Raw genomic sequence first — 21,327 nt, 5'->3', positions numbered from 1 at the left:
TGGGCTTTTTTATACAGAGCATTTTTATAAAGGGCTCCTTTATACAGAGCTTCTCTGGGCCAGCCTAAACATGAGCGGGCTTCTATTCCTTTTCAGACCAAACCGCGAATTCATTGCCCCCAGGTTCTATAAAGTGAAATCGACAACCGCCTGGAAATTCAAAGATAGGCTTGTTCACATTGCCACCAGCGTCTTCTACCTTGCTTAAGGTTTGTCTAATATCAGCGCTATAAAAAACTAATAACGCGCCGCCATTTGCTGTGGTGCTAGCGCGCTCAGCTTTAAAAAAACCCCCGTCTAATCCTTGATTAGAAAATGCCGTGTATTCGGGCCCGTAATCGGTAAACGCCCAACCAAATACAGTTTCAAAAAAACACTTAGTACTACTGATGTCGAATGTACCGAACTCAACGTAGTTAAGCTTTTCGTGTGTTGCCATGGTTTTTCCTCATCTATTCAGGTAGATATGGTGAATACTGTAGTGTTAGCGGCTAATATTCCGTATTATTAGCACGTCAATGAATGTCATCTTCAATAATATAAAAGCCACATGGAAGTATTTAATGCAAGCTCCGGATTATTCAAACTACAGCCTTGCCGAACTTGAAGATGTGTTAGCCAACATCGACAAAGAGCAATATCCCGATAGAGTGTCTGCCGTGCTAAAGGAAATAGCCCTAAGACACCCCTTAACAAGTAAAACCGAAACGTCTCAGCATCAAGATAGTTCTCATCCTCAAAATACTGCCAATCACGACCCAGTATTGGCAGAAGATAGATAGGATGACGAAGCATTGCATGCAAACTGGCTAATTCGTTTTTGGAAAGGCCAAGTATCGTTACCTATCAGTTATTGGGTGGTTGGCATTTTAATAACACTTGGTGCACTTGCGCTAAGCTCATTTGTTGAACTTAAAATAGAAAGTGCATCATCGCGAGCTGAGCTTGGTATATACATGATGCTTTTGTACGTGGTGTTAACACCCGTGGTTATCTGGCAATCGGTTGGCATAATTCGCTCTGCCATCCGTCACCCTCATCGCGGTGGCTCTGCTGGTTGGGCAACAATGGCGATAATAATGACAGTAGTAGGAATGATAAATTTCACTGTAGATTTCTATCGGTCAGGGGTACCCATCATTACTGAAAGTATCTCTTTAATTGGCGCTGAATCCACCTATCCCCCTACCAAGTTTAGAGTTTTAAATAATGGCACCGAGCTAGAACTTTATGGCGGTATAGAAATTGGCTCCGAACTACTGCTGCTAGATGTACTGAAACAGAATGAAAACATAACAACAATACACTTACACAGTATTGGCGGAAGACTTATCGGCGCGACTCGTCTAGCTGCTGTAGTCAAAGAATATGGACTTAATACATTTGTGAAAACCTCGTGCTCTTCGGCATGCACTATTGTGTATTTAGCGGGAAAAGAAAGGCTATTGGGTGAAGACGGCGTGTTGCAGTTTCACGCTCCCGCATTAGGCGGCAAGTCTATGCATGACAACACAGAGTTAAGTTCCGCGTTTGACCAAGCGTATAAAGATGCCGATGTTCCAAATTGGTTTACGAAAAAAATACGAAATACGCCGAATACTGAACTTTGGGCTCCTTCTCACAAAGAACTTTTACGAGCAGGTATTATCAGTAAAGTAGTGGACAGTAGCGCCTACGGGTTCAGTGGCTATGAAGACGAAAGCGAAATAAACACGCAAGCAGTAGAATCTGGTTTATTGACTCATGCCTACTTGGTTGCCATGAAAGACAAAGATCCAGATACCTACTATCGAATTGTCGCTATAAATGAAGAGGGTTTACGGGAAGGCGCTTCTATTAATGCTATTGCAACCCGAGCTCGAGCGGTGTTTGAAGCGAGGATTACGCATTATATCGCCCATGGTAGTGATGCTGACATCGTTGATTATTGGCATTTAATGATAAAACAAATGCAAGAACTTCAAGGGCAATATCCCCTTGCCTGCGCCGCATTTGTGTATCCCGAAGAGGTGCCACTAGAACACCATGCTGGGAATGAAGCTCAGCTATCGAGCGAAGTAAAGGCACTTGAGCTTGAGGTTATAGCAAAGCTTATTGCTCATCAGCAGGTAAGCCCCTCTTTGTATTCTGACGAGGAAAGTGATGACATCATCACGAATTTAGTTAAAGGCATGAAGGATAGCAGTAAGGCACATTTTGAGGTGGTAGCAGCACCTAAAGATTTTCTCGAGTCACCAGATATTATGTGTAGCGCTGCCATAGAAATTCAGCAGCGATTTATTGATTTTGAAATCCAAAAGGCGGCTAAATTACTAAGAACTATTAGTGCTCAGTAACTAATTTATATATCAGTAGCTAATAGCTACATCGACAACGGATTTAAAGATGAAAAAGTTATGGCTTGTTCTTGGCTTCTTAGTACTGACAGGGTGCTCTTCTAAGCTTGCATACAATAACCTCGATTGGCTTATTTATTGGTACATGGACGATTATGTAGAGCTTAATGATTCACAAGAAGCTATTTTCGATATTAAGCTTGAAGGGTGGATTGATTGGCACAGAGAAGAACAATTGGCTTTATATTTGGCCCAACTAGAGCAGATAACCGAAGATATAAAACAAGATAAGTTAAACAAAGCAGTTATAGCTAATCATCTAAATCAGGCTAATGAACACGTAATGACCTTACGTTCAAAACTAGCGCCTGAGTTAGCAGAACTCGCTTCCCGCTTAAGTGACGACCAAGTTATTTATTTGTTTGCTGCCATCCAAAAAGAAAATGACGAAGAGCAAGAAGAGATTGATGAATACAATTCAATGTCTGACAGCGAAAGGCTTGAAAAGTTAATTGAGAATTTCGAAGAAGGTTTTGAAGACAGTGTAGGTGACTTAACTGACGAACAAAAAACGATGATAGCGAATGCCGCTCCTCACTTCGCCCGTACCCGTGGAAACTGGCTTGAATACCGCATAACCATGCAGAATGAAGCGCGCCGACTGTTTGCAAGCAGACAAAATACAGAAGCCTTTCAACAAAAGCTAACCCACCTACTGACTCACCCCGATGAATACCGCACCGAAGAGTACCTAGCACGCAGAAAGGCTAACAGAGAAGCATATTTATCGTTGGCCGATGAGTTGGTGAAGACAATGACCGCTAAGCAGAAGTCACACCTGTTGAAAAAGCTCAACAAGATTATTGACGATATTAACGACCTTCAAGACGATTAAAAGCGATAGACTAGCTAGCAACTATCGCTTGTTGTAGGGTGGCTGCACTCAATCTTGGTGACCCTTCTCTTGCGCTTTCAGCTGCTTTAATGAGTTTGACTATTGCGGTATTAGCGGGGGTATTCACTTGATGCGCTTCACCTAAAGCAACAATTTCGCCATTTAGATAATCAACCTCTGTTTTTCTATTCAGCGCTAAGTCCTCATACATAGATGAGCGTGCCTGAGGGTCAATTTTTAACGTTGCAGCAGCTACCTTTTTAAACAGAAAATTAGGCAATGACATAATATAAGGCATAAGTTTAGGAACGACCTTGCCTGTTTTAGCCGGTTCAATACCAGCCGTTTTCATTGCGACTAACGCTTCTTTTAGCACAACCGCCATTACTTTTCGGTATTCGTTGTCGTGCAATTGCTCAAGTAGTGGTTTGCCTGAAAGTGCATTAACGGCGTTATTTAAATTCATGAGCAGCTTACCCCACTGCACACTAGATAAATCCTTATACACCTGAACAGGCAAGTCGGCCATGTCAAACAGGCCGACTAAGTCTTCCGCTTTCCCGGCTTTATCTTCAATACACAAATTGCCTTCTGTACCGCAGTGAAAATGCCCGTCGCCCTGCCCCAGCACGTTAAAGGGAACCATGCCTTTCATGACGGTATAATTCGGTAAGCATTCTGATAGCACGTGTGCGTTTCTTACGCCGTTTTGAAAGCTGATAACAACCGGATTAGCTTTCTGTAGAAGGCTATTGCCATATTGCGCAATAAGCAACGCAGCCTCTTGAGTATCACCGCTTTTTACGCACACTAAAATGTAATCAGCATTCTCCATTACCTCGGCACTTTCAGTAAAATTAACGGCGTCCGGTTTAAGCTTTGTATTCCTACCCCGCCAATCGGTTAACGTTAAGCCGCTCTTCCCGATTTGTTCTTTTAGCCTTGCACGGCCAATTAAGGTGACATTCGCGCCAACAGACAGCAAACAGCCTCCTAAATAACATCCGATGCTCCCAGCGCCTAATATGACGATATTCGCTTTGTTTGCTGTCTTTATTTTGCTCATGCTATTACCCACTGCCAGATTTAAATACGTCTAAATACGGCAAGATTTCGCGTTAAATAAACGTCATCATTTAGTTAGCTGCAGACGCTTCTTTACTTTTCAAATGCGCAATTTCATGTTTAACCGTAAACCCGATTAACACAATGGCACAAATACACCCACCTGTGAGTAGTACGAATCCGCCATTCCAACCGAAGTAATCGACGGTAAAACCTAAGGCAATATTGGCGATAACGGCACCACCAAGATACCCAAACAGTCCTGTTAACCCGGCTGCCGTGCCAGCGGCTTTCTTTGGCACCAATTCTAGCGCGTATAAACCTATCAACATAACAGGTCCATAGATTAAAAAGCCGATAGCCATTAGCGCAGCCATATCTATGGATGGGTTTCCAGCAGGGTTAAACCAATATACAAGAACGGCGACTAATACGAGTACCATGTACAAAATAGCAGCGGGTGAACGACGGCCTTTAAACCATTTGTCGCTAATGTAACCGCATAACAGCGTACCTGGAATGCCCGCCCACTCATACAACAAGTACGCCCAAGAACTATGCTCGAATGAGAAGTCTTTTACTTCTGACAAGTACAGCGGCGCCCAATCTAAAACGCCATATCGAATGAGATACACAAACGCATTGGCAATAGCGATAAACCACAGGAGTTTGTTGTTCAATACGTAGGTAACAAATATTTCTTTAGCACTGAGTTCTTGCTCATGCTTTTCTTCATAATCGAGGGGATAGTCGTTGCGATGTTCTTCAATAGGTGGCAAACCACAACTTTGCGGTGTATCTCGTAAGGTTAAAAATACAAAACCGGCGATTAATGCAGCGAAGGCTGCGGGTACATAAAAAGCGCTACGCCAATCATTAAACCACGCCATTCCCAAGATAAATAAAGGGCCAATGAGTCCGCCGCCAACGTTATGAGCAATATTCCAAACCGAAACAACTTGTCCTCGTTCATTCCCCGAGTACCAATGTACGATAGTACGGCCACAGGCGGGCCACCCCATACCTTGCACCCAGCCGTTAATAAAAAGCAGCAGAAAAATAATTGCTATGCTCTGGGTTGCCCATGGCACAAAACCAAAAATAAACATGACCAAGGAAGACAGTAATAACCCTGTCATTAAAAAGTATCTGGGGTTGCTTCTATCAGAAACATTGCCCATTAAAAATTTACTTAACCCGTAGGCAATAGAGACTGCAGACAGCGCAAAACCTAACTCACCTTTTGTGAAGCCTTGCTCTTCAATTAAATAAGGCATGGCCAGTGAAAAGTTCTTTCTAACAAGGTAGTAACCCGCATAGCCGACAAAGATACTGAGGAATATCTGCCATCTAAGCTTTTTATAAACTGGATCTATTTCTTGTTCTTGTAACCGAGTTTTATGTGCTGCAGGCTTGAAAAAACCAATCATATAAAGCTTCCAACTATCTGGCGATGAACTATTTTTTGTGGTCGTATTCTGCTTTTAGAAAGTTAAGAAGACAAGCATATATGTTAATTATTCATCGGAAGCCCGATATTGCAGGTTCGGTGGTCATGCTACGTGGCGACTTGTGGGCTATCATGCTTTTGTTACGAAGATGACTTATAGTCTTACTAGGCTAAGGGTTACCTAAAACGGCTTTTAAAAAGAACACGTAGAAATGCTTGAGCAAATATCAATTAAACTTAAAGCATTAGACTAAAGGCTAAATTTCAAATGGCGCGGTGGATAATTATCCTAAATTCAAGACATAACATGTTAAGTCTGCTAATTTGCAAAGACTGAATTTAGTTCGTTGATGTTAGTTCAAGCCTAGCAGTCACCTAACAAGACGTAAGAAAATACTGTGCTATCCATTACCCAATTTTCTCTTAGAGTTCTAACAATAGTTGGCCTTAGTATATTTAGCCATGTGGCGTATGCCAATGTATTGACTGAACTTGAGTCGTTGAATTCACGGGTTAAAACTGAAAGCCCCATGCCCATTGGCGAAGTGATATCGACGCTGGAAACACGATTACTCACCCCTGACTTCACCTCGTTTGAAAAAACTAAAATAGCCGTTAGCTACATTCAACTTAAGCTCAAATTACATCACACCGCCCCTGATGATGTGATGACTATTCTAGAATCTTTAGTCACTGAAACGGAAGATGGTTTAATCATTAAATTGGGGCTGGCCAGAATGGTAGGCATCAATGCTAATTATGACCGGTCATATCAGTTGTTCGGTGAAGTCATACAATCTCCTGCTGCCAGTTCTTCTGTTAAGGCTATAGCAATTGCGTATCTCATCCTTTCATACAATGAAGGGCAAGTTTTCGCATCAAGCGCTAACTTATTAAATACCCTTAACGAACTGGTTCATGAAAATAACCTCACTTATGCCACGGCCCTGTATCACTATATAGCTGCTGATTATTATCACTCGGTAAAGTCTTTTGATATTGCCTTTGAGTATTATGAGAAGTCGTTAGCAGAGTCAAAAGCCCTCAATGAATGGCCGCTTGTTAGTGACAACCTGTACGCCATAGGCATTTTATTTAGAAATATGGGCAACTTCGATAAAGCGATTACCTACTTTAAGCAAACCATTGAATCTGACAGAAAGATAGACATTAATTACGCAGAATACATCGCCTTATATGGAATGGCGTCTACTTATTTTCGAACTGACAATATTGAAGAAGCGTTGAAGCTGGCTGAAACAGTCACTTCTCACCCACTTACCACCTCTTTTTACGATAGCGAAATTTATAGATTAAAAGCGAGGGCGTTGATGGAACGCGGACGTTTAAGCGAAGCGAGAGTGGCCCTTGATCAGTCTCGCAGCACCTATGACGACTACCGCGTGGGTGAAAAGACCACATGGCGGGCAGAACTTGAAAAGCTCGCCTCACAAATTAGCGCCAAAGAAGGTGATTTTGAAACGGCGTACAAGGAATACGAGGTTTACCATAACGAATACCTTGAAGCTAAAAAGTACGAAGATTTAGAGCTATTAGAGAGCGCAAATTTAGTTTACGAAATAGAGCAGCAAAAAGAAAAAACCACACTATTAGAAAAAGAAAACCGCGCTATTTCTGAACTGCTTGACGCTAGGGAAGCTGCTCAGCAAACGCAAAAGCTCTTCACCCGCTGGCTCGTGATTTTTATTGCATTAACCCTTGTCACCTTGGTTATTATTTTAATTTTGCTTAAAAAAGCACGCAAGACCAATGCACTTTATATATCAGCGAAGGAAAAAGCCGAACTTCACAGCAGGCTTAAAACAGAGTTCATTTCTAACATAAGCCACGAAATTAGAACCCCTTTGAACGCTATCATTGGTTTTGGGCAAGTACTGACTGACAAACTAGAAAATAAACAAACTAAAAAGCTCACCAGCCAAATTGTCAATTCATCTGAAATGCTTCTGCAACTTATTAATGACTTACTGGACTTCTCTAAAATTGAAGCGGGTAAGCTAGCGCTAGATTACGGACCGTATAACTTACGTCAAAGCATAAGAAAGCTACTTGATATATTCCACGCGCAAGCAAGCAACAAGGGATTAACGATTAAGCTAAATATCGATAAAGAGCTTCCTAAAGAGATGATTTTTGACGAACTTAGGCTTAAACAAGTACTTGCTAACTTGATTAGCAACGCCATTAAATTTTCAAGTGCTGGGGATATAGAAATAGGTATTAAGGTTAAACAGAAAGACAACACCCACTGCTTGTTCGACGTATGGGTTCAGGACAACGGCATCGGTATTAGTGAGTCTCAACAAGAAAACTTGTTTCAACCCTTCATTCAAGCTGAAAGCTCAACGGCACGAAAGTATGGAGGCTCAGGCCTAGGCTTAAATATTTGCAATAAATTATTAGAGCAAATGAGCTCTAAACTTCACGTTGTTAGCGCCATTGGACAAGGTTCACGCTTTTACTTTACTTTGGAATTTTGTCATTCAATAGGTGAAGAATACATTCAGAACCAAGAAGCCGAACAACTCATTACCCAGTTCCAAAAAACACGCGTGCTATTGGCCGAAGACAATGACATAAACGTTGAAGTTATAATGGCAATGCTAAACGCTACAAATCTACAAATAATTCGTGCTGCTAACGGAAACGACGCTATTTACACGTTATCTCAACAATCGTTTGATGTTATTTTAATGGATATTCAAATGCCAGAAATGGATGGGTACGAGGCCACTCGGGTTATACGCCATCAAATGAACGGTACATTACCTATTATTGCGTTAACAGCAAATGCTATGCAGCAAGATATTGACGCCTGTTTAAATGCAGGCATGAACGACCATGTCAGCAAGCCTATTCGAAAAGAAAAGCTGCTTGAAGTGTTGAATAAATACCTCAACCCTTAAAAAGGTATTCACCTCTATTTATATACCACCCACAATTTCTGAAGTGCGCTCTGTACCATGTTAAAAGACTAATACCGAACAAGGGTTCTCGTTTCAATACTCTTTCGTGGTTTCGTCACAGCAGTATCGCCTTCCATATCGAGTGCACTATGCGCCAAATGTGGCCTTCCACGGTTATCATAAATATTAAATATAATCGCTTCTTCGGGTGTCATATCAGATTGATAGAACCATTCGTGGGTTTTATTTTCCGCTACCCCTAATATTTGACCTTTGCGATCGGGGTATTCTAATTCGATGTTCATCCAGTCATCTTCTTGCATCGAGCGTGGGCAGATAAACCCTAAAGGGGATGAAGGTATCGTGTATTCCACTGGGCGCCATACATTAACAAACCCAAAGTGCCCTTGCTGAAACTCATGCGCTCTTTGAGCTCCCACAATATCTACCAAACGCTTTTCTACTCCAGCTTCACTATAGTCATTGTGAACGTTGCGGGCAGGTCTTCGTGTTGCATTTGGGTCGTCAATTCGTACTGTGTGGTCGAAAACAATCACTTCTTTTGCTTTTATCTGTTGCTGCAGAATGGCAGTAAGCTCACTTTCATAGTCACTCGTCCACGCTTCAGACTCATCGAACCCATGTACCTTTGTTGGTGCGTTTATAAAAGTGATCCCATCTTTATTGAAATTCACTGAATAGTTTTTTTTTCGTATATCAGTAACCGGCACTTTGACTGAAATTAATTCAGGTGAAATCAAATTCCCAACAACGCCATTAACATCGAAATGAAATGCCTGAACTTCGTTACTTTTCACATGATAGTTTACTGTGGCTATAGCCATATAAAGCACTCCTTAAAAAATGGTATAGGTTTCCCCGATGCGAGGGAATATAGTTTTTTAAGGACAAGAGATAAATGGGATACAGGTATAAACAGAATTTTGAAAATGAAGATAATAGTCAATCACAATGGCTGATAAATCATTTGTGATGACAGCAACCGCTTTAAGGCCGAGCTTTTGAAAGTATTTAACCAGTCTTTACATTTCGTCAATGGCGAGCGTTGCGAGTTTACTTTATGATCTTTACATTACTAGCATCACTGCTTTTTTCATTGATACTCAGTAGGCGAGGAACGGCTCGCATTATTTACTTTTTTTAAGTGGGAAGGAATCAACACCAATGTGGAATCTACGATGCCTATGTGTACTTGTAGCGCTTATTTTACCGAATGTGGCCTTCGCCCATCATGGAAGTAGCGGTCAATTTGAAACGAATAAAACGATTGAGTTGTCTGGCGAGATTACTCGAGTACGGTTAGTAAACCCGCATGCCTATGTGTATTTCGATGTTACGAACGAAGATGGCAGCGTAACAAATATGCGTTGTGAGCTACAGTCAGGCTCGTTACTCAAACGTAGAGGATGGAACACAGAGCAATTCAAAGCAGGCAGTGCTATTACCATTTTAGGCTCTCCAGATAGAAACGACCCCACTACATGTTATATGCAGCAAATTACTTTCGAAAATGGCGTAACCGCTAACCGAAATAGTGTGTTTGATGATAACGGGAGCCTTGTTAACGGCGCAAGTACCGCATCAGCTGTTGACAGGGACGTTACCGTTGAACGCGAAACTATTCGCGCTGATGGAAGACCAAATCTAGCAGGAAATTGGGCAATGGTGCGCAAAGAAGGTAGCAGACCTGGCGGTGGCGGCGCTTTTGCACAGTTAACTGATGCAGGTGCTTTGGCGGTAGAAGGGGCTACTCAAGATGAAAACCCTAGATACCAATGTGAACCGACTAATATCATCATGGATTGGTGGTTCGATCTTATGGTTAATAAAATTGAACAGTCTAGCACTCAGATAAACCTGACTTACGGATTTATGAGTCTGACACGTACCATTTATTTAGATGGTACTAAGATGCCCGAAGACTATGAGCCCAATCGTGCAGGATTTTCAACCGGAGTATGGGAAGGAAATACCTTAGTCGTTACCACCACTGGGTTCGATGAGGGTTGGATAATGGCGCCCATGGGCGGAAGCCCTGGGGGAAAGCCAGGCGGCAGTCCTGGTGGAAAGCCTGACGATGCTGACACTGGGACTAGTATGGGGAGCCCTCAAGGCAGCAATCGTCCTCCACGCCCTGAAGGCGCACCTGATGGTGAAAAAGGTCCTCCAGCAGGCCCAAGAGGCAATGGCGGGCCACCGTCACCGGCCAAAAATAGCACTGCGTTGGTTGTTGTTGAGCGCTTTTCATTAAACGAAGACGGCACGGTGTTAAAACGTGAATATACCCTGACCGATCCGCTTTACCTTAAAACACCAATGACGGGGTCTGATGAAGTAACTCTCACAAAAGACAGCTATCAACCTTATGACTGTGACGACCTCACTGCCGAACGAGGCTCAGGTAATCTTGATATTAGCGCCACAACACTCGACAACAAAAATACAGGAAATGACAATTTAAAAAACAGCAATGCAAACAGTCAATCTGTTATGAGCTCGCTGTACAAACTTGAAGACTCAAAAGTAGGTCAAACCATATCAACTACCGAATGGGGCTACCCTATCGTGCTGTCGTTACATGCAATAGGGATGGCTACTATGGTGGGCATAGCATTAATGCTAACCCTTCGGGTGCTTGGCTTCGCTTCAGTTATTCCGGTTACTGCAATGGCAAGTTATTGGAATATTGCCTTAATTGGGTTTGGCATTAATTTCGTTTCCGGTGTGGCGCTATTTTGTGGAAATGCATCAGAGCTTTATTTTAATTGGGCATTTCGGATTAAAATTCTTTTGGTTGTTGCAGGCCTTGTGCTGACATGGCGGTTAGTCATTATTTGTATTAAACAAACTGACAGCGTGTCGGCTAAGCATAAAAAACTTGCTGCCATTGCCATGGTCAGTTGGGTGGCCGCAATTATTGCTGGCCGATTAATTGGCTACATGTCTTAAGGAGGTTACCTATGAATTCGTTACTTTCGTGGGTTATCGATACCCTTAATGCTAGCCCTATCAACAGTTTTGTTATGGACAATGCCGTCGTATTTCCAACATTAGAAATGGCACATTTTCTAGGGCTGAGTCTGCTTTTTGGCTCGCTGCTTGTGGTTGATTTAAGAATGGTAGGCTTTGCTAAGGCTGTGCCCATCAAGCAGGTTGACGTATTCTTACGTTGGGCGTTAATTGGTTTCGCCATCAATGTGATTTCAGGCTTGCTCTTTGTTGTGGGCGATGCCGATAGGTACCTTGTGAATATTGCGTTTTGGGCCAAAATGGGATGCATAATACTGGCGGGGCTCAACACACTGTATTTTGTAATACGAGTCAAACCGCAAATGGCCACTATGCCGATATCTGCGCGTGCGTTGAATACCCCGGCGCAACTAGATAAAAATGCGCAGGTGGTAGCTTGGATATCACTATTCTTGTGGACTAGCGTTATTATTTTAGGGCGCTTTATTCCTTATGTGGAAACCCCGTAATTGACTATACCTGGGTGTGCACGATCTCTAATCCCACCGGCTCCTGTGCTGCAAACTTTCACTTTGAACCACTCGGACCCGCAGATTCGCGGGTTTGAGGCTATAGCTTTGAGTGTTTAAATGAATAACGCTGTGGTCAAAAACACATTAACTCGCTTTCTATTAGCCTTTTTATCCGCTTTTCTTTTAGCCGGCATATTAGTTTTTCTGTTAGCAACGCCGTCGGCATTAGCCCATGGTGTAGCACAACAAGATCAAGGCTTTCTCTCCAATGCCTCCGGCGTTCACATCTGGCCTTTTATGTATTTGGGTGCCAAACACATGGTAACCGGATACGACCACCTGCTTTATCTTGTGGGTGTCATTTTCTTCTTATCCAAATTTCGCGACATCGCTATATTTGTGAGCCTTTTTGCGTTAGGCCACTCTATAACATTACTACTTGGTGTGTTGTCTGGTCTTCATGTAAACCCCTATCTTATTGACGCTATTATTGGCATATCTATTTGTTATAAGGCACTGGAAAACTTAAGTAAGTTTCGTTTTTTAAACCCTAAAATGGCCGTGTTTGGCTTTGGATTAGCTCATGGATTCGGGCTTTCAAGTAAACTACAAGATTTGGCTTTGGCTACGAATGGGCTCATTCCTAACATGTTGGCATTTAACTTGGGTGTCGAAATCGGCCAATTGTTAGCCCTTGTAATTTTGCTTAGTAGCTTGTCTTGGTTACGTAAGCAACCCCACTACCCTGCTATTTCAAACGCTGTAAATATGGGGCTATTTGGTGCTGGGCTCATGTTGTTCGGCTTTCACATCACCGGTTATTTATTGGGCTAAAACATCGCAAATACAGCATGAAACCCCAAGGTATAGTTATCTAAAAGACATGAAACTAAAACTATTAGAAATAGCGAAAACACCGCGATAAAAGACGCGGTGAAGGAAAATAAAAAATGACATTGTTAAATAAAATAATACTCACCACCCTTGCCGCTGGCGCTATTTTAGTGGTGGCTATTTTGCCTTCAGAATATGGCATCGATCCTACAGGTTTAGGTAGCACACTTGGGCTTGTCGAGATGGGTAAAGCCGAGCAATCGGTAAGTGAACATACACAACAGGAAAGCGCTGCTCGATTCAATACACAAGATTTAACGCTGTCATTTAATATAGGTGATTACGATCCCACCGCCGAGCGCATAAACGAGTCGGTACAAGGGCTTATTCATCTTGAAGATACGCCGTTTAAATCAGAAACTTTTGATATCGATATTGAAGACTACGGCGAAATAGAACATAAATTCATTATGCCTGCTGACAGTACATTCGTTTATAGCTGGAAAGTGCTAAACCCTAAGGGTGAAGGTGTGTATTACGATTTTCATGGCCATCCCTCAAGCCAAGACGCGATGCAGTACCCTGACGGATTTGAAATGGCGTATTCCCGGGGTGAAGGTATCAAGCAAAGTGGCGCATTCACAACTCCTTTTGCAGGTTATCATGGCTTTTACTTTATGAATATTGAAGAGGGCCCCATTACTGTAAGGGTAACAATAAGCGGCTATTGGAAAGAACACAAAGAGATGTTTCGTGCGATAGATGGCAAAGTGATAACTAAAGTGCCTTTTTGAGATTTAGGTTCTTTTTTTACTAAAATAACTGTGCTCTTTTACTGAGGTAAACGCTGGGTGCGTCAGTTTTTACCGCATTAATACATCATCCTAAGTACTCTTCTTTGGTCAAGTTTCGGTGGTGGTTATGTTGGAAAAAGACGCAACAAAAATAAATATTCACGTTATTGGTGTAGGTGGGTGTGGTGGTAACGCAATTGGCAATATGTCTTCCACTTCAGCGCACAGCACCATTAGGTTTAGCTCGATTAATACCGATATTTCTGCGCTAAACCAGTGTCAAAACCTTTCACATAAACAATCACAAGAACATTCAACAAAGCATGAAGTTGTGTTGATTGGCGAGCACACCACAAAAGGTTTCGGCGCAGGTGCCAACCCTGACGTGGCTAAACATGCTGCTGAACATAGTATTGAGTTATTAAAAGCCCTGATCGCCGACGACACCCTCATTATAGTGATAGCAGGGCTTGGAGGAGGAACCGGCAGCGGTGCCACTTCAGTGTTGTTAGATTTAGCATCAGAAATGGGAATAGATGCCCTTTGCTTTGTTACCCTGCCCTTTAAATCTGAAGGGGATAAACGCAAAGAAATAGCCTATTACGCCCTTGAAGAAATTAAGCGCAAAGCCAACGCGACCCTGGTGCTTTCAAACGACGCACTTATCACCGCGCTTGATGCAACCGTGGGCATTATTAGCGCCTTTCGGCATTGTGACACGCAGATGCAGCGAATTGTTGAATCCATCATTACTATGCTAACCAGCACGGGTTACATCAATGTTGATATCAACGATTTCAGCCATATTCTATCACTTGAAGGTGATACCGCCTTAGGCGTTGGCGTGGCGCACAGTGATGAAACACTTTGTGATGCACTAACGCATGCCTTAAAGAACCCTTTAGTACAAACCAACCATATTAAAGGCACGCAAGGTGTAATAGTTCAGCTATCTTGTCAACAAGAGCCCAGCCTTGCAATGTACGAAAGTATGCTGGCTGAACTACAAACCTTGATAGACAGCTCTCGAGCATTGATTATTAGTGGCGTAACTATCTCGGAAGAACTTCCCCACTTTGCTGAGGTGTTGGTTATTGCGACAGGCATTCCACCTGATGCGCACAGCGAACCTACTTCTGAAAAGATAGTAGAGATGAAGCGACCAAGGCTATCTCAACCCTATAATGGTAAAAGCGAGTATCTAGATACCCCGACTTTCGTGAGGCTAAAAGGAAAAGGCTAGAGAATAACGCTTCACCAGCCCGAATAATCAGCGCTAAAATGCGCGTTGTTATATTAATTGCAGTAAGTCTGGTAGAGGCTTTCCGACAAGTCTGTAAAGTAACGTCTAAGCGCTAAGGGCTCAAGAACTTCAATATTACTTCCTAGCCCTCTTAAAAACGCGCGAAGCTTACTGTCGTCGGTAACCGTTGCCGTCAATAGTGACTTTCCGGCAATCGTTGAGCTGCAGATGTTTTGATCTTCAGCCAGCTTATAGCCGTGTAATAGGAAGAAAGAATTGTCGTTGATAAGCAGTTTCAATTCCGCTTTTTCTTGCGTTGACGCCAACTCAGCTCGGAAGCTTTTGTGATAGTCATTGCTTTGCTGGCAATCACTCTTTGTCACCTCAACATTTCGAATAAAATTTATCGGTAAGGAATATCGTCTGGTATGCAAAGATCCAAAAGTACATATAAATATTAGACGACCATTTTGCTGTATTAACCCCATTGGGTTCACTTTATCATAATGCTTCCATACTGCTTTTTTTGCGCGCTTGAAAAGCCTTTTTATATCTGCATTCACCTGTTTTTTGTAATACAAAGCGTTTTTTAAACGCTCTAACGTAACCGGGTCGATATCAGGTGGCACCAAAGGTTGTGACACTTGCACATTACTCACCGACTTTGACCAATGCTGCAGAAGCGAGTCGTTATCATGAGCTAATATTTGCTCGGCCTTATTGAAGTAAGGCTGTAGTTCTTTCAATGTAGTATTCGGAAGGGTTTCACTAGATTGCTCGAGTACATTGAACGCAAGGGCGGTATTGCCATCCATCAAGCTTAAGTTTAATTTCTTGAAACAGGCATTAATATTCCAGCCAAAGGGTTTTGAGCGTTTATCCACTTCAAGGCCAAACAAGCCTATTTGCTCAAGGCTTTTTAAATCTCGCTGCACAGTACGCATATCAATATTGGCGTGACCACTGTTTTGCAAGTTATCTAAAATCTGCCGACTCGACACTTTACGAGGTGCGCGGGGTATAAATTGTAGAATGTCTAACTTTCGCTGGAATGCGTTCACAAGTATCGACCTGTTATTGGAATTGCCTATTAGCATAAATAACACATGCGACAAAAAGTGTCGCATGAGTTTTGCTAACGTCTGCTGCTATTAAGTTCACGAATCAAGTATTAGACAAGATACATGTTTTAGTACATTATGTAGCAAAACATATATTTCTAAATTGGGTTTATTATGGGAATTGTTAAGATATCTGATGCATTGCATGAAGAGGTGCGTAAAACCAGCGCAGTGATGGAACGTTCTATTAATTCGCAAGCAGAATTTTGGATGAAAGTCGGCCGGCTAGCAGAGCAAAATCCCAAATTATCTTATGAACAAATCATTGATTTAGAGATGCGCTCTCAAAACGTATCTTCAGTAAGGTTGGTTAGTGAATAGCCTTATAAAATCAGCCAGTGAAATTGCACTAATGCGTGAATCAGGCAAATTACTGGCAAAGGTTTTCAACGAGCTAGATAGCTTTATGGCTCCTGGCATTACCACCCTTGAAATTGATAGCTTTGTAGAACGGTTTATTGTTGATTGCCTTAAAGCAAGACCCGCAAGTAAAGGGCAATATGGGTATCAATTTGTACTCAATAGTTCTGTGAATGACGTGGTTTGCCATGGTGTTCCTTCTGCAGCTAAAAAGCTTAAGAATGGTGATATCGTCAACATAGACATCACCCTAGAAAAAAATGGCTATATTGCAGATAGCAGCAAAATGTACGCAATTGGTACAGTTTCACCTATTGCGAAAAAGTTAATTGATGTGACTTATGAAGCGATGTACAAAGGCATAGAGACCGTTAAACACGGCTCGACAATTGGTGACATTGGTGCCGCTATTCAACAGCATGCGCAGAAACATGGGTACAGTGTTGTTCGCGATTATTGTGGCCATGGCATTGGCAAAGAAATGCATGAAGAGCCAGAAATAGTCCACGTGGGTAGCGCGGGAACTGGGCTTAAATTGGAAGCAGGCATGACCTTCACAATAGAGCCCATGATTAACCAAGGCACGTATAAAACAAAGCTTAAAAAAGACGGTTGGACCGTGGTTACACGAGATAAGAAACTATCTGCTCAGTGGGAACACACGGTATTGGTAACGGCGACAGGCGCAGAAGTACTAACATTAAGAGATTCTGAGCCTAGATAAGAATCTAGCTTTTAACGGATAGCGGAAAAGCCTCAAAACTCACGCCTTCATGCCCTGTCTGCATAAAATTGCGAATATTTGCGTGGTCATCACCATCAGGATTTTTTAAAACGTCATCACGATAGAAGCCACCAAACAGTGCTAATGTCTGTGCTTGGTTAAGTTGAAGATGCTGGCCTAACGCGAGTAATTTGCAAGAACCATTGTTTTGGTTAGCTTCATTAGTTACTTCACCATTGGTAAAGGCCGTTGGCGTGAATGTGAATGCATTATCGATAAGGGCTGTTACATCTCCAAACTCAACGCTTTCAGGAGATTCAATTAAGTGCTTTTTTAAAGCATCGACATTGTCGTAATTCATATAAAATTTCCGTTACGGGTCTTAAAAAACGGAAGTGTAAAATCGTATGTGTAGGGTTGCAAGCAGGTTTACATGCATCTGGGTCTTATTGAACGAATAGGTTGTGCAACAGTTAACCACCAAGTACCACTTGATTACGGCCCATCTGTTTGGCTTTTAGCAAGGCTTTATCGGCTCTGTCGATGATAGATTCTGCTTTGCTGTCGGTTGGTACTAGGTTAGCTACGCCTAAACTAACCGTAACGTTAAATACCTGTGATGAGTTTTCTAAGCCAATTTCTAGCTTGCTCACAGCTGCTCTAACCCGCTCAGCAATGGTCAGGGCTTGTTCACCTGAAGTGCCGGGCAAAATAGCAATAAACTCCTCGCCGCCAAAACGCCCTGGAGTATCATAATCCCGCAAGGTAACTTTAATGGTGTCGGCAATCGTTTTGAGAACCGTATCTCCGACTAAGTGACCATAGGTGTCATTGACTCGCTTAAATCTATCGGCATCGACCATTATAATGCTAAGTGTGCCTTCTGACCGCAACGAACGGCTGTATTCATATTCCAGTTGCTCGAACACTTTGCGCCTATTATACAAACCAGTTAACGGATCTAAGCTCACTAAGTTGATCAGTTGTTCGTTCTTCTCTGACAGTTTTTGATTCACGCCCTTAATCGTGTCATACCAAAAAATCATAGCCCGGTAACCTAAAAAAGATAGGGCCAGCATTACCGCGAGTAAGATAAAAAGTGGATACGACAAACTATCTACAGTGTTTTGAGCTTGCATTAAATTCATGGTTTGGCCGTTGCCCCAGTCGATAGAGGCTATTTGCTGCAGGCTTATATAGCGCCCTGCACCAACAAAACACAGTATTACGATAATAAAACCGCTAATCATCGCGATCATGGAGCCTTTGGCATTGTTCAGGTTAAGACTGCTGTTTTTAACGTCGGCTAACAGCCGTTGTACAGTGGGGCCCAAAAAGTACAGGACCGGGCCGACTATCAGGGTGCTTTGTAGCCAGCCGCCAAACCACCAGCCTAACCATACGGGGTAAGCGACATTCAGCCCAACATTATTGGTTAACGCCCACATAAAGGCGCCGATTGACCCCGCCAGTGAGGCTACCAGAGCTATCATTAAAAAGCCCACCAGAGATTCTAATCCATGCAAATCTTTGCTTATCGGAGTTGCACTGTAAAACATGGCGTACATCGCCAAACCAATTGGGTTAGAAAAAGCAAAGACAATAATCCACTCTATCGGCATACCGCCAATGAGCGCTACAAAAAATGTAGAAAAGTAAGCAGGTATGGCAGCCCACCAAAAGCCAAACCACACCACTAAGGGAACACAAAACAGCATAGGAATATAAATGGTAATGTAAATAGAGGTCGTGCCAAGGTCGACCGCGATACCCGTCCATTCACAAAGCCGAGTTAAGGTGCCAGAGGGTACGATAATTACGCATAACGCCAGCCACAGCAGCAGCACTGCCCGAGGTTTTGAACCGGCCTGCCACATGGTAAAGGGTAAGAACCTGATAAAAGTATTACCAAGTGAAACATTAATGCGTGAACTTTCATCACTGATATCGGGGATTTCCACCAATGGGAGCGCCTTAAGAATACTAAACGAAGAGACCTTACCCCATCTGCCGACATTGTGGATACACCGGCCAACAAGATGTGCTTGCTATGGTAACTAACATAACCCTATATCAATAAAAATACCACCTGCGACATCTTTCAAAAACAATTGTTTAAACATTGGTAAACTTACCGATAAAAATGTTTTCACTGCGTTGGTATTAGATTGTGACATGAATCGGCTATCTAAATTTACCGCTATGAGCTGCAACTTCAAATACTCACCACAGTGTAAAGTAACGAGATGGATATGTAGTACAATGCCCTCTAAATCAAACGTGTTAAAGAGGCGCCAATGTTAGACATTCAAGAAAATAAAACTGAACAGCCAATTCAAACTGTTAGCGACCTTGCAAAATACGTTGATTATTCATTTTTAAATAGTCTGGTTGTGGATCCGCACGCTAAAGAAGATGGTAATGAGCATAACCCAAGGCAGGTATTCTCTGGCCATTATGTACCGGTAACACCCACCCCTATTGAAAACCCTATCTACGTTGCTCATAGCCAAACGTTCTTTGAAGAATTAGGCTTTGATAACAGTCTTGCCCACACGCCTGAATTTATGCGCTTGTTTTCTGGTGACATGACTTCCATACCCGCCGAGTTACGACCCTATGGCTGGGCTACCGGCTATGCCTTGTCAATTTATGGCACCGAATATATTCAGCAATGCCCATTTTCAACGGGCAATGGATATGGAGATGGCCGAGCCCTTTCAGTACTGGAAATCGTTACTAATGGAAAGCGCTTTGAAATGCAGTTAAAGGGCGCAGGAAGAACACCATACTGCCGAGGCGCTGACGGCAGAGCAGTATTGCGCTCGAGTGTTCGAGAGTTTTTAGTACAAGAGCATATGCACGCATTGGGTGTTCCTACGTCGCGTTCTCTCAGTTTATTTATGTCTCAGTCTGAAACTGTCGACAGACCTTGGTATTTAGAGGGCTCAAACTCTCAAGACCCAGAAGTGATGGTGCCAAATCTTGTGGCCATCTCAACCCGCGTTGCCCCTTCATTTATTCGCGTGGGCCAGCTAGAACTTTTTGGAAGACGAGCAAGAAGCAACCAACACCCTACGGCTTTAAAAGAGCTTCAGCTTCTAGCAGCACATTTGATTGAACGTGAATATAAAAATGATATCGATACAGCCCAATCCTTTGAAGCTCAGCTTGTTGCCCTAGCTACTGCGTTTCAAGACCGACTCACATCCCTTGTGGCGCATTGGATTCGAGTAGGTTATTGCCAAGGAAACTTCAATAGCGACAACTGCGCGGCTGGAGGATATACACTTGATTACGGACCCTTTGGGTTTTGTGAGTTATTCGACCCAGCTTACCAACCATGGACTGGTGGAGGTCGTCACTTCTCGTTTTTAAACCAGCCTGTTGCGGCAGAAAAAAACTTTGATATGTTCTGTCGCGCTGTGGAGCCCTTGCTCATCAATGCACCAACTGAACTAGAAGCATTACGTGATGTGAACAGCAACTTTGCCACGGTCATGCAAGAAAAGATGAACAACATGTGGGCCGCAAAACTCGGGCTTAACGCTTACGATAATGAGCTGCTGCTTCAACTATTACACTTAATGATGCGCACTGGTGTGGACTATAACCACTTTTTTAGAGAGCTATCTAACCTTCCTAAGGATGTTGAAGCACTAAAAACAAGTTTTTATGCTGAGCTTAAAGAAAGCATGAGTTTTGAATGGAATGAGTGGCTAAAAAGTTGGCGAACTCAACTTGAAAAGTCGGGTGATATTAATGATATTTCAAAAAAGATGAAGCTTACTAACCCTAAGTTTACATGGCGTGAATGGTTAGTTGTACCGGCGTATAAAGACGCACAAGTTGGCAATTTTGATCGTATTCACGCACTGCAAGACGTGCTGACTAAACCCTACGAAGAACAATCAGAGCAAACACAAAGCGGTTATTATCGTTTGCGCCCGCGAGAATATTTTAATGCTGGAGGTATTTCACACTACAGCTGTTCTTCGTAGAGGGTTAGCCCTTTTAGCAGGGCTAGCCGTTACAGTGAAGATAGGAACTTTAACAATAACTTCAACTATAATAA

19 protein-coding genes are annotated in these 21,327 nt (G+C 42.6%); 12 read left to right on the top strand and 7 right to left on the bottom strand.

The window, feature by feature from the left end:
- Nucleotides 1-82: 82 nt before the first annotated feature.
- The gene (locus ALT761_RS06395) at nt 83-439 is read right to left on the bottom strand and encodes a VOC family protein (RefSeq protein ID WP_129737395.1); all 357 of its coding nucleotides are present in this window, start codon (nt 437-439) and stop codon (nt 83-85) included.
- 124 nt (nt 440-563) lie between these two features.
- Here ALT761_RS06395 and ALT761_RS06390 point away from each other — a divergent pair, with 124 nt between their 5' ends.
- Genes ALT761_RS06390 through ALT761_RS06380 form a run of 3 tightly spaced genes read left to right on the top strand, consistent with a single transcriptional unit; the run spans nt 564 to nt 3,231 of the window.
- A complete protein-coding gene (locus ALT761_RS06390; RefSeq protein ID WP_129737393.1) occupies nt 564-782 on the top strand; it encodes a hypothetical protein in 219 nt (72 codons plus the stop codon).
- Between the two features lie 12 nt (nt 783-794).
- Nucleotides 795-2,336, top strand: a complete 1,542-nt coding sequence (locus ALT761_RS06385; protein ID WP_129737391.1) for a hypothetical protein — start codon at nt 795-797, stop codon at nt 2,334-2,336.
- Nucleotides 2,337-2,385: 49 nt separating this feature from the next.
- Nucleotides 2,386-3,231 (top strand): DUF6279 family lipoprotein, encoded by an 846-nt coding sequence (locus ALT761_RS06380; protein WP_129737389.1) that lies wholly within the window; start codon nt 2,386-2,388, stop codon nt 3,229-3,231.
- A 10-nt stretch (nt 3,232-3,241) separates the two neighbouring features.
- On the opposite strand, the gene ALT761_RS06375 is transcribed toward ALT761_RS06380, so the two are convergent.
- A complete protein-coding gene (locus tag ALT761_RS06375; protein ID WP_129737387.1) occupies nt 3,242-4,297 on the bottom strand; it encodes a 2-dehydropantoate 2-reductase in 1,056 nt (351 codons plus the stop codon).
- A gap of 70 nt (nt 4,298-4,367) precedes the next feature.
- The gene (gene glpT, locus ALT761_RS06370) at nt 4,368-5,726 is read right to left on the bottom strand and encodes a glycerol-3-phosphate transporter (protein WP_126873976.1); all 1,359 of its coding nucleotides are present in this window, start codon (nt 5,724-5,726) and stop codon (nt 4,368-4,370) included.
- A gap of 502 nt (nt 5,727-6,228) precedes the next feature.
- Between glpT and ALT761_RS06365 the strand changes: the two genes are divergently transcribed.
- Nucleotides 6,229-8,673, top strand: coding sequence for a hybrid sensor histidine kinase/response regulator (locus tag ALT761_RS06365; RefSeq protein WP_232043548.1), 2,445 nt, complete (start codon nt 6,229-6,231; stop codon nt 8,671-8,673).
- Between the two features lie 68 nt (nt 8,674-8,741).
- Here the strand turns inward: ALT761_RS06365 and ALT761_RS06360 are convergent, their stop codons facing one another.
- Nucleotides 8,742-9,518, bottom strand: a complete 777-nt coding sequence (locus ALT761_RS06360; protein WP_129737383.1) for a CmcJ/NvfI family oxidoreductase — start codon at nt 9,516-9,518, stop codon at nt 8,742-8,744.
- Nucleotides 9,519-9,858: 340 nt separating this feature from the next.
- On the opposite strand from ALT761_RS06360, the gene ALT761_RS06355 reads away from it, so the two are divergent.
- The 5 genes from ALT761_RS06355 (at nt 9,859) to ALT761_RS06335 (ending at nt 15,047) form a co-directional block, all read left to right on the top strand.
- The gene (locus tag ALT761_RS06355; protein WP_129737381.1) at nt 9,859-11,643 is read left to right on the top strand and encodes a DUF6152 family protein; all 1,785 of its coding nucleotides are present in this window, start codon (nt 9,859-9,861) and stop codon (nt 11,641-11,643) included.
- Between the two features lie 11 nt (nt 11,644-11,654).
- Entirely contained in the window at nt 11,655-12,173 is a 519-nt protein-coding gene (locus ALT761_RS06350; protein ID WP_129737380.1) for a DUF6644 family protein, read from the top strand.
- Nucleotides 12,174-12,293: 120 nt separating this feature from the next.
- The gene (locus tag ALT761_RS06345; RefSeq protein WP_129737378.1) at nt 12,294-13,010 is read left to right on the top strand and encodes a HupE/UreJ family protein; all 717 of its coding nucleotides are present in this window, start codon (nt 12,294-12,296) and stop codon (nt 13,008-13,010) included.
- 116 nt (nt 13,011-13,126) lie between these two features.
- Nucleotides 13,127-13,804 (top strand): hypothetical protein, encoded by a 678-nt coding sequence (locus ALT761_RS06340; protein ID WP_129737376.1) that lies wholly within the window; start codon nt 13,127-13,129, stop codon nt 13,802-13,804.
- A gap of 127 nt (nt 13,805-13,931) precedes the next feature.
- Nucleotides 13,932-15,047 carry a cell division protein FtsZ gene (locus ALT761_RS06335; RefSeq protein ID WP_129737374.1) on the top strand — a complete coding sequence of 372 codons (1,116 nt, stop codon included), beginning with the start codon at nt 13,932-13,934 and terminating at the stop codon, nt 15,045-15,047.
- Nucleotides 15,048-15,100: 53 nt separating this feature from the next.
- Here the strand turns inward: ALT761_RS06335 and ALT761_RS06330 are convergent, their stop codons facing one another.
- Nucleotides 15,101-16,108, bottom strand: a complete 1,008-nt coding sequence (locus tag ALT761_RS06330; protein WP_129737372.1) for a helix-turn-helix transcriptional regulator — start codon at nt 16,106-16,108, stop codon at nt 15,101-15,103.
- Nucleotides 16,109-16,282: 174 nt separating this feature from the next.
- Between ALT761_RS06330 and ALT761_RS06325 the strand changes: the two genes are divergently transcribed.
- Together ALT761_RS06325 and map are read left to right on the top strand one after the other, a co-directional pair.
- Entirely contained in the window at nt 16,283-16,489 is a 207-nt protein-coding gene (locus tag ALT761_RS06325; protein WP_013784859.1) for a ParD-like family protein, read from the top strand.
- Nucleotides 16,482-17,252 carry a type I methionyl aminopeptidase gene (gene map, locus ALT761_RS06320; RefSeq protein WP_129737370.1) on the top strand — a complete coding sequence of 257 codons (771 nt, stop codon included), beginning with the start codon at nt 16,482-16,484 and terminating at the stop codon, nt 17,250-17,252. The genes ALT761_RS06325 and map overlap by 8 nt, the downstream gene beginning before the upstream one ends.
- Before the next feature lie 4 nt (nt 17,253-17,256).
- On the opposite strand, the gene ALT761_RS06315 is transcribed toward map, so the two are convergent.
- Nucleotides 17,257-17,613: a HopJ type III effector protein gene (locus ALT761_RS06315; protein ID WP_129737368.1), complete on the bottom strand. Its 357-nt coding sequence runs from the start codon at nt 17,611-17,613 to the stop codon at nt 17,257-17,259.
- A gap of 112 nt (nt 17,614-17,725) precedes the next feature.
- Nucleotides 17,726-19,213 carry a GGDEF domain-containing protein gene (locus ALT761_RS06310; protein WP_129737366.1) on the bottom strand — a complete coding sequence of 496 codons (1,488 nt, stop codon included), beginning with the start codon at nt 19,211-19,213 and terminating at the stop codon, nt 17,726-17,728.
- A 336-nt stretch (nt 19,214-19,549) separates the two neighbouring features.
- Between ALT761_RS06310 and ALT761_RS06305 the strand changes: the two genes are divergently transcribed.
- Complete coding sequence (locus tag ALT761_RS06305) at nt 19,550-21,253, top strand: protein adenylyltransferase SelO family protein (protein WP_129737364.1); 1,704 nt, start codon at nt 19,550-19,552, stop codon at nt 21,251-21,253.
- Nucleotides 21,254-21,327: the final 74 nt, after the last annotated feature.

Source organism: Alteromonas sp. 76-1 (genome assembly GCF_900654235.1).
GTDB lineage: Bacteria > Pseudomonadota > Gammaproteobacteria > Enterobacterales > Alteromonadaceae > Alteromonas > Alteromonas naphthalenivorans.
This window is presented reverse-complemented; position numbering and strand designations above follow the sequence as displayed.

What these genes read in the sequence shown, in the direction of transcription:
- ALT761_RS06395 (WP_129737395.1), bottom strand. Translation starts at nt 439, where the DNA reads ATGGCAACACACGAAAAGCTTAACTACGTTGAGTTCGGTACATTCGAC.
- ALT761_RS06390 (WP_129737393.1), top strand. Translation starts at nt 564, where the DNA reads ATGCAAGCTCCGGATTATTCAAACTACAGCCTTGCCGAACTTGAAGAT.
- ALT761_RS06380 (WP_129737389.1), top strand. Translation starts at nt 2,386, where the DNA reads ATGAAAAAGTTATGGCTTGTTCTTGGCTTCTTAGTACTGACAGGGTGC.
- ALT761_RS06375 (WP_129737387.1), bottom strand. Translation starts at nt 4,297, where the DNA reads ATGAGCAAAATAAAGACAGCAAACAAAGCGAATATCGTCATATTAGGC.
- glpT (WP_126873976.1), bottom strand. Translation starts at nt 5,726, where the DNA reads ATGATTGGTTTTTTCAAGCCTGCAGCACATAAAACTCGGTTACAAGAA.
- ALT761_RS06360 (WP_129737383.1), bottom strand. Translation starts at nt 9,518, where the DNA reads ATGGCTATAGCCACAGTAAACTATCATGTGAAAAGTAACGAAGTTCAG.
- ALT761_RS06355 (WP_129737381.1), top strand. Translation starts at nt 9,859, where the DNA reads ATGTGGAATCTACGATGCCTATGTGTACTTGTAGCGCTTATTTTACCG.
- ALT761_RS06350 (WP_129737380.1), top strand. Translation starts at nt 11,655, where the DNA reads ATGAATTCGTTACTTTCGTGGGTTATCGATACCCTTAATGCTAGCCCT.
- ALT761_RS06345 (WP_129737378.1), top strand. Translation starts at nt 12,294, where the DNA reads ATGAATAACGCTGTGGTCAAAAACACATTAACTCGCTTTCTATTAGCC.
- ALT761_RS06340 (WP_129737376.1), top strand. Translation starts at nt 13,127, where the DNA reads ATGACATTGTTAAATAAAATAATACTCACCACCCTTGCCGCTGGCGCT.
- ALT761_RS06335 (WP_129737374.1), top strand. Translation starts at nt 13,932, where the DNA reads ATGTTGGAAAAAGACGCAACAAAAATAAATATTCACGTTATTGGTGTA.
- ALT761_RS06325 (WP_013784859.1), top strand. Translation starts at nt 16,283, where the DNA reads ATGGGAATTGTTAAGATATCTGATGCATTGCATGAAGAGGTGCGTAAA.
- ALT761_RS06315 (WP_129737368.1), bottom strand. Translation starts at nt 17,613, where the DNA reads ATGAATTACGACAATGTCGATGCTTTAAAAAAGCACTTAATTGAATCT.
- ALT761_RS06305 (WP_129737364.1), top strand. Translation starts at nt 19,550, where the DNA reads ATGTTAGACATTCAAGAAAATAAAACTGAACAGCCAATTCAAACTGTT.